General features: G+C 40.7%; 9 protein-coding genes. 3 read left to right on the forward strand and 6 right to left on the reverse strand.

All coding sequences use genetic code 11. The annotated features are described in order from the left end of the window. Positions 1–12 precede the first annotated feature (12 nt). Together ABVZ64_RS00365 and ABVZ64_RS00370 are read right to left on the reverse strand one after the other, a co-directional pair. Entirely contained in the window at positions 13–933 is a 921-nt protein-coding gene (locus tag ABVZ64_RS00365) for a pseudouridine-5'-phosphate glycosidase (protein ID WP_352399074.1), read from the reverse strand. Beyond that, on the reverse strand, positions 930–2,030 hold the full coding sequence (locus ABVZ64_RS00370; protein WP_352399075.1) for a PfkB family carbohydrate kinase: 1,101 nt from the start codon (positions 2,028–2,030) through the stop codon (positions 930–932). The genes ABVZ64_RS00365 and ABVZ64_RS00370 overlap by 4 nt, the downstream gene beginning before the upstream one ends. A gap of 137 nt (positions 2,031–2,167) precedes the next feature. Here ABVZ64_RS00370 and ABVZ64_RS00375 point away from each other — a divergent pair, with 137 nt between their 5' ends. Further along, on the forward strand, positions 2,168–2,965 hold the full coding sequence (locus ABVZ64_RS00375) for a polysaccharide deacetylase family protein (protein WP_352399076.1): 798 nt from the start codon (positions 2,168–2,170) through the stop codon (positions 2,963–2,965). 267 nt (positions 2,966–3,232) lie between these two features. Here ABVZ64_RS00375 and lplA read toward each other — a convergent pair whose 3' ends face one another. Further along, positions 3,233–4,225 (reverse strand): lipoate--protein ligase, encoded by a 993-nt coding sequence (gene lplA, locus ABVZ64_RS00380; protein ID WP_352399077.1) that lies wholly within the window; start codon positions 4,223–4,225, stop codon positions 3,233–3,235. Positions 4,226–4,434: 209 nt separating this feature from the next. Next, on the reverse strand, positions 4,435–7,164 hold the full coding sequence (locus ABVZ64_RS00385) for a transglycosylase domain-containing protein (protein ID WP_352399078.1): 2,730 nt from the start codon (positions 7,162–7,164) through the stop codon (positions 4,435–4,437). 193 nt (positions 7,165–7,357) lie between these two features. On the opposite strand from ABVZ64_RS00385, the gene yunB reads away from it, so the two are divergent. Together yunB and ABVZ64_RS00395 are read left to right on the forward strand one after the other, a co-directional pair. Then, positions 7,358–8,014: a sporulation protein YunB gene (gene yunB / locus ABVZ64_RS00390; protein ID WP_352399079.1), complete on the forward strand. Its 657-nt coding sequence runs from the start codon at positions 7,358–7,360 to the stop codon at positions 8,012–8,014. 67 nt (positions 8,015–8,081) lie between these two features. Beyond that, a complete protein-coding gene (locus tag ABVZ64_RS00395) occupies positions 8,082–8,657 on the forward strand; it encodes a hypothetical protein (RefSeq protein ID WP_352399080.1) in 576 nt (191 codons plus the stop codon). A gap of 554 nt (positions 8,658–9,211) precedes the next feature. Here ABVZ64_RS00395 and ABVZ64_RS00400 read toward each other — a convergent pair. Continuing rightward, positions 9,212–12,676: a pyruvate carboxylase gene (locus ABVZ64_RS00400; protein ID WP_352399081.1), complete on the reverse strand. Its 3,465-nt coding sequence runs from the start codon at positions 12,674–12,676 to the stop codon at positions 9,212–9,214. Between the two features lie 144 nt (positions 12,677–12,820). Continuing rightward, a complete protein-coding gene (gene radA, locus ABVZ64_RS00405) occupies positions 12,821–14,221 on the reverse strand; it encodes a DNA repair protein RadA (protein ID WP_352399082.1) in 1,401 nt (466 codons plus the stop codon). Between the last annotated feature and the right edge of the window lie 12 nt (positions 14,222–14,233).

Raw genomic sequence — 14,233 nt, forward strand, 5'->3', positions numbered from 1 at the left:
AATGTTAGATGTTTAGTTCAACTTAGAAAGTTCCACGGCAATTTTGGATGCTACCTTTGCGTTATGATACGCAAGCTGCAAATTAGATGCAAAAGAAACGCCTTCTGTCATATCCTTGATGTGCTTTAATAAGAAAGGGGTAGTATCCTTGCCTCGAATGCCCTGTTCCTTGGCCAATTCCAAGGCACGGTTTATTACGGCTTCCATCTCATCAAAGTCCAGCTCATACTCCACAGGAATGGGATTTGCAATCAATGCTCCCCCTTGGATATTAAGGTCCCATTTGGTTTTCAAGATTTTTGCAATGAGTTTTTCATCCTTTGCGTTAAAGTCTACCTTAAAACCACTTCTTCTGCAATAAAAAGCAGGGAAATCATCGGTATCCACACCGATTACCGGCACGCCCATGGTTTCCAAATACTCCAACGTAAGGCCAATATCTAACAAGGACTTTGCACCTGCACCTACCACGGCTACAGGTGTGTGTGCCAATTCCTGTAAGTCAGCACTAATATCCATGGTTTCAGTTGCACCTCTATGCACACCGCCAATGCCCCCTGTGGCAAAAATAGGGATGCCTGCCATTGCAGCAATCATCATTGTGGTTGCAACGGTTGTTGCGCCAACCTTGCCCGTCGCCAGGTAAACAGCAACATCACGGCGGCTCACCTTACCCACGTTTTCGCCTTTGCACATCAACTCCAACTCATCGGCAGTAAGGCCAACTTTTAGTTTGCCATCAATAATTGCTGTTGTGGCAGGAATGGCACCTTCGCCACGTACAATTTCCTCAACCTTATGGGCAAATTCAACATTTTGAGGATAAGGCATTCCATGGCTTAAAATGGTGCTTTCTAAAGCAACCACAGGCTTATTGTTGGCAATTGCTTCTTTTATTTCTGGGGTAATGGTTAAATATTTTTCTAAATTCATAGTCTTCTTTCCTCCAATATTTTTTCTATTAAATCAACACCCATTTTGGGGTTAATGGTACCTCTATAAGAAATTGCAGCAACACCCGCTGCCAATGCAAAGTCCAGTGTTTCCTCTACACCAAAGTCCAACATACGAGAATATAAAACCGCTGCCATAAAGGCATCGCCGCCCCCTGTGGCATTTTCCATCTGTTCCAACGGTTTCAGTGCCCGCTTGATCTTAATGCCATCCCGATTCATGTAGAAACAGCCCTCAGCACCAAGGCTAATATAAATGTGCTTTAAACCTTTTTCCAAGAGAATATCAGCTGCCTTTTCCAAATCTGTTTCGTTATGGATTTGAATACCACTGATCACTTCCGTTTCCATTCGGTTGGGTTTTAGTGTGTCTACCTTACCAATGTAAGGCTTTATCTTCTCTGCATAGGTGCAGGAAACAGGATCTACAAATACAGGTGTTTGGGAACCATATATATCCAAAATCCCCTCTAAAACTTCTTCGGGAAGACCCGTATCACAAGTGATGAATTTTGCACTACTGATAATGCCAGCTTTAGACTTCAAGAAGTCCATATTCATCCGTTGCAACACAGACATATCTGACATGGCAACATACATATCTCCTTTTTCATCTAAAATGGAGATATAGGTGGATGATGGATGCTTTTCTACCACCATGCTGTGGGAAAAATCAATACCAGCCGCTGTGCAATCATTTCGAATTTGCTCAGCATAAACATCGTCACCCAAAGCTGTAATTAGCTTTACTGGTGCCCCAAGCCTTGATAAATTCTCAGAAACATTTCTCGTCACTCCCCCTGCAGAGGAACTCATATTGCCTGGATTGCTATCCCTAAGAATGATACTTTTTTTGCTTCTGCCATGAATGTCCACATTGGCAGCACCAATCCCAACGATGTAGTCCTGCTCTTTCAGCAAATACCCTCGTCCTAAAATGTACCCTTTTTTTTGCAAATTTGCGATATGAACCGCCACAGAACTTCTTGTTATATTGAGTTTTTGGGCAATATCGCTTTGTTCAATCATAGGCATTTCTCGGATAATTTCGTATATTTCCCGTTCTCTTTGCGTCAACTTCTCACCTTCTTTACATATGTTTATAATCTAAGCATACTTTTATAATAGACCTCTTTTTTTTCGTTGTCAAGCCGTTTTTTTCATATTCTTGCGTCCTAATTGATATATTGGTAAAAAAGCTCGGAGGTAGCATAATGAAATTGTTCAAAGCAATACATATCAGAAAAAAACATATTTTAGGGGCTTTGGCTCTGGTTGCCTGTGTGGGTGTTTGTAGCTGCTTGGTACCACCTGCGGCCGCAAAAGTATCCTCTATTGTATCAGCAAAAACCGAACGGAAACTCCCTATTTACTGTGTAGAAACCGACAAACCTCAGGTTTCCGTTAGTTTTGATGCAGCGTGGGGTGCAGATGACACTGATGAATTACTTCGCATTCTTGGGGAGAATGATGTAAAAGCGACCTTTTTCCTTTGTGGTTATTGGGTTGAGGATTTTCCCGAAGAAGTCAAAAAAATTGCTTCAGCTGGCCATGATTTAGGCAATCACTCCTCAACCCACCCCCACATGAATCAATTATCTGCAGAACAAATTTCCAAAGAATTGGCAGACTGCCACAAAGCAGTGAAAGATCTGACAGGCATTGACATGGATTTATTCCGTCCTCCTTTTGGGGAATATAACAACACCGTTGTGGAAACATCTTTCGCCAACTCCTACTATCCAATTCAGTGGGACATTGACAGTTTGGATTGGAAGGAATTGGGTGCTGATCACGAAATAAATCAGGTGCTCAACCATAAACACCTGGGCAATGGTTCTATCATTCTTTTCCATAATGATGCCAAATATACACCTCAGGTACTAGATAGAATTTTAAAAGGTTTAAAGGAAAAAGGCTATGAAATCGTTCCCATTTCTCAGCTCATTCACAGGGATAACTTTGAAATGGATCATGAAGGTAGACAAAAAATATCTACCACTGCATCATAACTTCTTTCATTCTAGAAATTATGAAGGGACACCCAGCCAAGTAAACCATCCGTTTTTTTAGCTTTTACTTTCACTATTTTGCAAAGCCATGCCCCTTCAACTCTTACCTCAAGCAAAGCCTTGATCTACAAAAAGTGAAATTTTATTGTAGTTTTACATTAATACAAAAAAGGCCCCTTGCTCTGATTCACATCTTTCACCTTGTGAATAGCAAAGGGGCTTTTTGTTTTGAATCTAAATTTGTAAAAAGGATCCTTCAGACCCAAATTATAACAAAATATCGATAAACTGTTCTTTGGAAAGTCCATGGAAATATTTTTCAATCTCTATGTTTTCCAACGCCTTTTGTAGTGTTTCTTTTTTTAATTCCCAACCTTTCAATGCCTCTGACACCTCTATATGGTCACAAACACCAAAGAAATCGCCATAGAATTTTACCTCTACAATCTTACCCTCTTTTGTATTCATGTGGGCTTCAATTTTTCCGCATCCATCAATGCGACGTTCTTTCTGTACAGTGTATTCGGGAGATTTTCCGTAGTTCCAATCCCACTGGGCATAACGCTCCTCTTTGATTTTCTCAATTGCTTCAATGTCACCTTGGGTAAGGTCATATGTTTCAACAGGATTCTCAGCAAAAACATAAGAAACCAGCTTCTCTTGAAATTCCGCCAAGGTTAATTCGTTTTTTAAGAATGGCTTTACATTTGTAACTCGACTTTTTACTGACTTTGCGGCCTTTGATTGAAATTTATCCCCCGCAACATTTAAAACAGCGGCAACAAAATCTAAATCAGAGTTGTACATAATGGTACCGTGGTGCATAATACGGCCTTCTTTTAAATATTGGGAGTTCCCAGAAAACTTTTTGCCTTCTATTGTAATATCATTTCTGCCATTAACCTGGGCATCTACTCCTAGCTCTTGAAGCAAAGAGGCAACAGGCTGGCAAAAAAGTTTAATATCCAAATCGCTGGCATCTTTTGCATCCATAATAAAGGTGAAGTTAAGATTTCCTAAGTCATGATAAACTGCACCACCGCCAGAAAGACGACGAATAACCTGAACTCCTTTTTCTTCAATTGCTTTTGGATTTACTTCGCCAAATGTATTTTGATTTTTACCAACAATAACAGCGTTATGATTCTGCCATAACATGAAATATTCTTTGCTACGATCCATTTTATCAAAAACGTATTGCTCTAACGCCAAATTGAATGCGGGATCAGTGCTGGGTGATTTTAAATAAACCATTGACATTTTAATTCCTCCTCTGGCCAAAAAAGCCAATTCTTTTGTACTAATAGCCCCTTTATTTTACCATCAAATCATTGGAAAATCCATTGCAAATTCATGAACATAAAAATAACATGATTTATCTCGTTTTTATCCTGGCCTTAGGCCATTTTACCAAAAAAAATCTTCCAGATCCTTTTTCAAGCATCCGGAAGATTTTCATCTGCACTTTATTAATTTATTCCAAAATTACTATCATCCCAAATTTCATCATCGGGAATCCAGCCATCTATTCCTTCATCCGTTGGCGGATTGGTACCAGAACCATTGCCGCCCGTATTATCATCTCCACCCGAAGGGAAATTTCCATCGATAGGTGGGAAAATTGAGCTTGGTGTATGGTCCATGGTGCAAGTTTCATGGATATTGATGTCCATCCTTCCTTCAGGAATTGTAGAAGGTTTACCAACGATGTTTCCATTTTCATCTACTGCAAGAACCACATCCATGTGGCAAGAGCTAGGGCACTTATCAGATACAAGTTTTCCTGACTCTGTGCAAACGGTAAATACCTTGTGCATCTTACATACTTCAGTAGGTCCTTTAAAGTCTGATGCCGCCAAATCAGAATGGGTTGTATAACCATAATAATCCTGACCGCACAAATCTGTTGGGATGTCCCCAGAAGCGGCACAATATGTCTGTGTTACAAGGCCACTTGGTTTTTCAAATTCTTTATTCGAAAGGCCTTGGTGCACCTGATTCATCACCGTACGCCAAATTTTCAGGTGGGCATTGCCTGGATTGCTGATTACTTTTGCAGTATCATACCCCATCCAAATACCTGCTGTATAATAAGGTGTATAACCATAGAAGGTTAAGTCCTTGGTATCATTGGTTGTACCTGTCTTACCTGCTACACGCATACCGCTAAGTGCCGCCTGACCACCAGTACCACCAGTAATAACATCTTTCATCATATCAGTTAGCATATAAGCCGTTGTTTCTTTGATCACACGGTGGGTTTTTGCACCGGAGTTATCTAGCAGTACGTTACCATCATGGTCATACACAACGGTATAATACTGTGGCTCATTATAAACGCCACCATTGGCAATGGTTGCATAGGCCGCTGTACCTTCAAGCACAGAGATACCCTTGGTTAAACCACCTAAAGCCGTTGTTGCCGCCTTATCTTCTTGCACCAAGGTGGATAAGCCAAAGTCCTCCATATATTTGAAGGATGCATCTGCACCAACCATCATAAAGGTTTTGATGGCTAAAATATTCATGGAATCTCTGATACCCTGTCTCACTGTACGAGGGCCAAGGAATTTGCCGTTCCAGTTTTTTGGTGACCAAGTGCCATAGGTTACAGGTTCATCAATGATAACAGACCCTGGCATCAAAATGCCCATATCGATTGCTGGCGCATAGGATGCCAAAGGCTTCATTGCAGAACCCTGCTGACGCAGTGCCTGGGTTGCACGGTTAAATACAGAGTCACCGGGCTTTTGCCCTCTACCCCCAACCAATGCTTTGATCTGACCATTGTGCTGATCCATAATAACCATTGCTGCCTGCAAGGACTTAGAAACAGTTACCTTATCCAAAACCAACACATGGGTTTCATCCAGCAGTTCTTCCTTCACAGAAGCAACAAAAGCATCTACCTCTTCTTGGCTTCTGGCTGTGGTTTTTCTTTCATAGTGAGACTGATTACTTTTCGTATCTGAATTGGTGGTATCCATAACTGAAATCAAATATGTTACGTCAAGGGTACCATCAGAAGCAGGGAAAAGGCTGTCATCCAAAAATGCTGATTCCAAGGCTGACTGCATAGCAGTGTCCATGGTTGAATAAATTTGTAAACCACCACTATAAATCAGGTCGTAGGCCTGTGCCTTATTATAGTTCTTCTTGGCAACCAAGTCCTTGGCAATTTGATCAATCATTGCCTCCACAAAATAATTATGGTTTGCTGTTGCGGTTTCGTCCTCGGCGTCACTGCAAACTAGGTTTGCATAAATATCCTCCGCCGCCGCCTGATCATACTCACTTTGGGTAATATGATTTAAATCCAGCATTTTTTTCAAAACCGTCATTTGACGTTCTTTATTTTTTTCAGGTTTTGTGTCCGGCGCATACTGGCTTGGATTTTTGGTTATACCTGCGATGGAAGCACATTCAGCCAGGGTAAGCTGGCTTGCGTTCTTACCAAAATAATACTGGGCTGCCGATTCCACACCATTTAAACCATGGCTCAAACCAATGGTGTTCAAGTATAATTCCAAAATATAATCCTTTGCAGCTTTTTTGGAGCCCAGCTGTTTTTCCAAAGAATTTTCTAGGGATACTGCCAAATATTGTTCTTTAATTTTTCTAACAATTGTTTTTTCGTTCGTTAAAACTTCGTTTTTAATGAGCTGCTGTGTAAGTGTGCTGGCACCTTGGGAGAAGCTAAAGGTTTTTATATTTTCAACCATAGCCCTCATGATACCTCGCATATCAATACCATTATGCTCATAAAAACGCTCGTCCTCAATGGAGATAACAGCCTTTTGCAAATATTCAGGAATTTGACTCAGCTTAACATATTCTCTATTTTCGTCTCCATGAAGTTTATCAAACTCTTCACCCTTCGCATCGAATATCAGCGAAGTATAAGATTCAGGTGTAACATCTGCAGTGTTTAATACATCCGTGCCTTTTAGGATACCAAACACTGTACCTAGCCCAGCCCCGACAACGGCAAAGCCAATGATGATGACAATTGCCATCAAAACTTTCCAAACTTTACTCGAACCTTTACGCTTTCGACGCTTTTTCTTGTTTTGATTTGAGCGCTGTGAGCGTGAGGAGTTCGATGAGTTTGATGAGCTAGATGTGCGAGAAGAGCGAGATGACGAACTGCTTCTTTGGGATCCGTCAGATGGACGTCTCCGCTGATGCGTATCACTCATGTACATAAACCCCCTTTATTTCAATATGATTATAGCAGAAATCCCCAATGAGGAAAAGGAAAATTTCATTACAACAATCTTAATCCTTTGATTTTGCATTTTTTATTCATTATGTGGAAATTTTTTGTTCACCATTTCTCTTTGATATTCTAGGGTTTTCTATCATACCTTAGATTTAAGGAGGTGAAAAAAAATGGGAAAAAAACTTCGCAAAAAAAATAAGAATCAAGGCTTAATCTCATTGATTATTATTTTTATTTTTGCCTTTTTGCTTACAATTTTAGTCCTGCGACAATTTGAGAAAACCATTGTGCCTTCCTTGCAGGCCATTTCCCATAATCGATCCATGGCCATTGCCAATGAAATGATAGATGATTGTATACAAAGTGTTATGAAAGAGCTCCCTCTTTCCACAGAGGATTTCTTAACCATAACTGATCAAGAAAACCCTACATATAGCACTAACACTCAGCAAATAAACTTATTTTGCACCACCCTAAACAAAAAAATTAATACTTCTATGCAAAATATTTCCAACGAGAGAATATTAATTCCTCTGGGTGCAGCCTCAAAGTCTAACTTTTTTTCAAACTGGGGTCCAAAAATCCCTTTTACCCTAATGCCCGGTGGCGGAGTTGACTCCGACTACGAAACCTCTTTTGTTTCAGCAGGGATCAATCAGATAAATTATAAAATTTGGATCAATTTATCCTTGGAAATGCAAATCGTCAATCCTCTTTATCAAGAAAAAATAACTCTTACAAAAAAAATTATGCTGGTAGACACCATTATTGGGGGAAAAGTTCCCAACTACCTCTTCAACCCCAAACAAAGCGAGAATATCTATTGACAGAATGAACAAAATATTATTAAATGTTAAATAGATTAGGATTTACTATTTTTTGGAGGTACTGGAAATGGTTAAAACACTAAAGCAATTTTTGAGTGAACTTGGTAGTCTTTCTTATGACAATGGAGATTATACCGTTGTAAAAGGAAAGTTTAAAGAAAATGAAGTAAAAAGCTTCGTTGAATGCTTCCTTGCAGGCACTGAAATTTTAAGTGATGGGAAAAATGGAAAACCCCTAACCTTAAAAGGCTCTGCAAACAGTGACAAAGGTGCAACTGGCACGGAAGAACTGGAATTCACAGGGTATCAGCTTTACGATTATTCCGATTCCGATGGAAATTGGTATTTGATTACCTTCCCTTCCATTGAAAAATTGGAGGAACATCTTTTAAGCGAAGGGGGATACCTGAATTATTACAGCACGCAAATGTTTGTGTTTGAAAATGGCGTAGAAAAGCCTTTTGAAATTATGTTTAATGGCGATAATGACACCGTTGTTGGCATTGATAAAGATGCCATGGATTCTCCTTTGGATATTCCCGCTATGCAGGGAAGAATTTGGGTTAGATGGAGATCTCCCGAAGAATTGAAACCTCTCACCGATGCTGACGTTGCAAAATATAAGCAGTCCATCGGTAAGTAAATAAAATTCCCAAGTGAAAAACAGCAATTGATCAGTTTTCCTGAAAAATTGCTGTTTTTTATTTGCTGAGAAGCCCTTTCGCCCCAACAACTTCCCTCTTGAGTACGCTTGAATTACCCTGTGTCCTTTGGTAAAATACTACCACATTTCATTTTTATAGCTTTTTTTACAATAAGAAAGGAAAAGATATGTATGCGGTGATAGGTGCCCTATTATTTTTCATGATTTCCATCTTAACCCTTTTTGTTGCTTTCGGCCTCCCCCTAGAGGAATAATACAATGGGCGGGCAAACAAAATACTTCCTTCTAAAATGAGGGTTGCGGCGGGCATTTCTTTCTTCATCCAGCTCTTTGCAATGGTCGTAGTTTTGCAAGCTTTTGGATGAGCGCTAACCACATATAATATCATAAATTCAACAAATACAATTTTTCTCCTTTAAACAATCAAAAGCCGCAGATTCCTCTGCGGCTTTTTTATGTTAATTCATTTTGCTGGAAAGGATTGCTTTGAAAATCCGTCTGATCCTTTTTAGCACCAAAACTACATCTATTCTTTACTTCTCTTTTGCAAAAGATACCAACAGGTCGCCCTGGCTTACCTTTTCCCCTTCTACAGCATAGATTTTATCAATTACGCCATCTTCTTTAGCAACAATAGATGTTTCCATCTTCATTGCTTCAACTGTAAGCAGAGGCTGATTTTTCTTAACTGCATCCCCTTCTTTCACAAAAATTTTGCTAATTGTACCAGGGATGGAGGAACCCAAATGGAAAGGATTGCTCTTATCTGCTTTTAATCTTCGATCACTCTTAACTTCCAAGTTCTGATCCAATACTTTCACTTCACGAACAGAGCCGTTGATTTCAAAAGTAAGGGTACGGAAGCCTTCAGAGTCAGGGTCGGACATATCGATATATTTGATTAAGATGTTTTTGCCTTCCCCAATTTCGATGGAAGTTTCTTCCCCCTTAGCCAAACCAAAGAAGTAAACATCACTGGTTAATTTGGACACGTCTGTGTAGTATTCCCAGTGGAAGCAATAGTCATCATATACCTTTGGATACATAGCGTAGCTAATGATATTTCTAGGGTTGATGCGCTTCATAGTATGGGTTTCAAGCAAATGCTTTTCAATGGCCTTTAAGTCTGCAGGAGGCAACAATGCGCCCGCTCTGCCTTCGATAGGCTTCTGACCCTTCAGAACAATTTTCTGTAATTCTTCTGGGAAACCACCTTCTGGCTTACCGATGTTGCCCATGAAGTAATCCACAACGGAGTCAGGATAGGATAAATCCTTTCCTTCTGTAAGGATGTTATCTTTGTTCAAACCATTCTTGGACATAAAGATGGCCATATCCCCCACAACCTTGGAGGATGGTGTAACTTTGATGATGTTGCCCAAAAGGTCATTTGCTTGCTTATAAAGGTGCTTGATTTCTTCAAAATTGTCAGCAGAGCCCATAGCCTTCACCTGTGCCAATAAGTTTGAATACTGGCCGCCAGGAATTTCATATTTATAAATTTCAGTATTGGGTGTTTTCATTTCACTTTCAAAGCCTGTGAAAATTTGACGAACACCTTCATAATAGCGGCTTAATTCTGTCAATTGATCCGTATCCAAGCCCGTGTCTCTCTCTGTGCCCTTCAACGCCTCTGCAACAGCATTCATGGAAGGCTGACTGGTTAGGGAGCTCATAGACTGGATTGCCAAGTCGGCAATGTTTACCCCTGCTTCTGCTGCCATTAAAACGGTGCTCACACCGTTACCTGTTGTGTCATGGGTATGCAGGTGCAAAGGAATATTCAATTCGGACTTCAGCGCTGCAAACAGCTCTTTGGCTGCATATGGCTTCAGCAACCCTGCCATATCTTTGATGGCAAAAATGTGACATCCCAATGCTTCCAACTCTTTTGCTTTACGCACATAGTAATCCAATGTGTATTTTGTTTCTTTAGGATCTAGAATATCGCCTGTGTAACAAATGGCGCCCTCAACAATTTTTCCTGTTTTTAAGGATTCTTCGATAGGCATTTTCATGTTTTCAATCCAGTTTAAGCTGTCGAAAATACGGAAAACGTCTACGCCTCGTTCCGCGGAAATTTTAATAAACTCCTGAACTACATTGTCAGGGTAGTTTGCGTATCCAACGGCGTTGGATGCACGCAACAACATCTGAATCAATGTGTTTGGCATAGCCTTAGATAACTGCTGAAGTCGAATCCAAGGGGACTCCTTTAGGAAGCGATATGCCACGTCGAAGGTTGCACCGCCCCATGCTTCAACGGAGAACGCATTTTCCATAGCCATGTTCGTTGCAGGTGCTGCCACAATCAAGTCGTTTGTACGCAAACGTGTTGCCATTAATGACTGGTGGGCATCACGCATGGTTGTATCTGTCACAAAGAGGCGTTTTTCCTTCATTAAGCTCTGTGTGAATTCTTTTGCGCCCATTTTTAAGAATGCGTTTTTAGCACCATTGACTTCAATAGTAGTTCCATCTTCATTTTTTCCAAAAGAAGGAGGCACAATCTTATCAAATTCAGGCTTGCGGCCTTTGGATTCATTTACAATTTTATTGCCAATAAATTCTGCAATTTTGGTTGCTCGGTCTTTACCAGGAACAATGTGAAATAATTCAGGTGTACTTTCGATAAATGTAGTTGTACACTTACCATCGCTCCAAATCTGGCTCTGCAACACGTTGATGAGGAAGGGAATATTGGTTTTCACACCACGAATTCTGGTTTCTTTGATGGCACGAATTGCTTTGTGGGTTGCACCTTCAAAGCGTCTGTCGTGGGCAATGATTTTAACCAGCAAGCTATCATAGTAAGGAGTGATTTCAGCACCTGTATAGGCTGTGCCCCCATCCAAACGAATGCCCTTACCTGCAGAGGAACGGTACACGTTGATTTTTCCAGTATCAGGCAAGAAGTTGTTTGCTGGATCTTCTGTGGTGATACGCAATTGAATGGCATACCCATTGCAAGCAATGTCTTCCTGAGAACTAATACCGATTTCTGGGGAGTTCAAAGGATATCCTTCTTCGATCAAAATCTGAGCCTGAACGATATCAATACCTGTTACTTCTTCTGTAACGGTATGTTCAACCTGGATTCTAGGGTTCATTTCGATGAAATAGTAGTTTTCATCAGCATCCACCAAGAATTCCAACGTGCCCGCATTTTTATAGGAAACATGTCTGGAAAGACGAACAGCATCGGCAAAAATCTTTTCACGAACAGCATCGCTTATAGTAAAAGCTGGGGCAAATTCCACAACTTTCTGATGGCGTCTTTGCACGGAACAGTCACGGTCAAACAGATGAACCACATTGCCATATTTATCACCCAAAACCTGCACTTCGATGTGCTTGGGGTTACGCAGATATTTTTCTACGAAAATTTTATCATCACCAAAGGCTTTTTTCGCTTCGTTTCTAGCTTCTTCAAACTCTTTGGGCATATCAGCGGAGCTATTGACAATACGCATACCACGGCCGCCACCACCATTGCTTGCCTTAAGCATAACAGGGTAGCCTACCTTTTCAGCAACTGCCATCACCTCGTCTAAATCACGAATTGCATGATCTACACCAGGGATGATAGGCACATTGCATTCGATGGCCATTTGCTTAGAGGAGATTTTATCACCCATTGCGTACATAACTTCAACCTCGGGACCAATAAAAGCAATTCCTGCTTTTTTACAAGCAGACACAAAGTCAGGATTTTCGGAAAGGAAGCCATAGCCAGGATGGATAGCATCTGCCCCCTTGGCCTTTGCAATCTTGATGATATTATCAATGTCTAAATATGCATCGATAGGCCCCTTCTCAGGATTGAGCATGTAAGCCTCATCTGTTTTGGTGCGGAACAGAGAATATTTATCTTCTTTGGAAAAGATACCTATAGTCTGGATTCCCAGTTCGTTCAAGGCACGATACACACGAATGGCGATTTCGCCACGGTTCGCTACAAGCACCTTTTTAAATTTCTTAATTTGTACTTCCTGCATTTTTATACCTCCTTAATCATTATGTCTTAAAATTAGAATCCCAAGTTTACAATTAAAAACCTTGTTCACTATTATAATATACGATGGCTTATTCGTAAACTAAAAATCTGTAAAGAATTATATAAGTAAAACTTATACACTTCGTCATTTTTTCCCATGGGGGAAAATTTTTTCCATTAAATGTGTGAGGTTTTTGCATTCAACCACCTCTAAATTATCTAATTTTACTTTTTTTGCCCCCTCAGCAGCGACAAATGCCTTTGTAAATCCCATTCTATCCAATTCACGAATACGGCCCTCCATGGCAGGTATTTTTTTCAATTCACCCGTCAACCCTACATCGGCAATGAATGCCCAGTCTGATGGCAAAGCCACATCCTTTACACCTGACACAATGCTCATTAGCACTGCCAAGTTTGCAGCCTGTTCTTTTAAATATAACCCACCTGTAGTTTTTACAACCACATTCTTATCATAAAGTTTAATCCCACCACGTTGTTCCAACACAGAAATCAGCGTATTTAGGGTGTCCTTTTTCATTGTTTCGCTAATTCTGGAGGGATATGGTGTAAAAGAGTTGGAAACCAAGCTTTCAATTTCCGCCACAACAGCACGAGAACCCTCTCGCAAAACAGTAATGGCACTTCCTGAAACGGCATCCTCCTTTTTTCTTTTGGTTACAAAAAATTCTGACGGGTTATCTATAGATGTAAGACCTTTTTCCGTCATAGCAAAAAAGCCCATCTCACCTGTGCTGCCAAAGCGATTTTTGGTGGCTGTTAAACTTCTCAATTCCTCTGCACCATCGCCCTCCAAAACTAAAACTGTATCCACCAAATGCTCTAAAGCTCTTAGGCCTGCAATTTCATCGTTTTTGTTCATCTGCCCAATCATAAAAACCGCCCTTGGTCGAGCCTTGTTTTTTGCAATTTGCACCAAGGCCGAGGCACATTCCATGGTCTGGGTGGGGTTTCCCGCCCGTGAGGGATAATACTCCGCCAAAGCAAAGGTTTGAATGCTATCTAAAATAACAAAATCCGCATCCACTTCTAAAATTGCTTCCAGACCACGGTCCATGGAGGTATCTGCCAAAATCCAAATATTTTCTTCTACTTTTTCCAAAATACGCTCAGCGCGGCTCTTAATCTGGCTATCACTTTCTTCCCCAGAGGCATACAGCACCCGCTTTCCACCCTTTGCCAATTGACTGGCCACCATTAAGGATAATGTGGATTTGCCACCACCAGGAGGGGACGTAATGATGGTAACAGAATCCCTAACGATGCCGCCGCCCATAACACGGTCAAACTCTGAAATGCCCGTAAAAAAGCGTTCATCCCCCATAATCTGCACCTCAGACAGACGAGAAATGGGCTGATAGGAAGGGGTTTTGCCATTGGCCTTTGCGCCAAGGGAACCCTTTGCACCTTTTATTTCTTCTCGCTCCTCGAACGTATTCCATTCTCCACAGCTGGTACATTTACCTGCCCATTTTGGACTTTTATATCCACAAGAGGAACAAATATACACTGTTTTTGTTTTCATATCTCCACTCCC

This window comes from Anaerotignum sp. (genome assembly GCF_040307045.1).
In the GTDB taxonomy this organism is placed as follows: Bacteria; Bacillota; Clostridia; order Lachnospirales; family Anaerotignaceae; genus Chakrabartyella.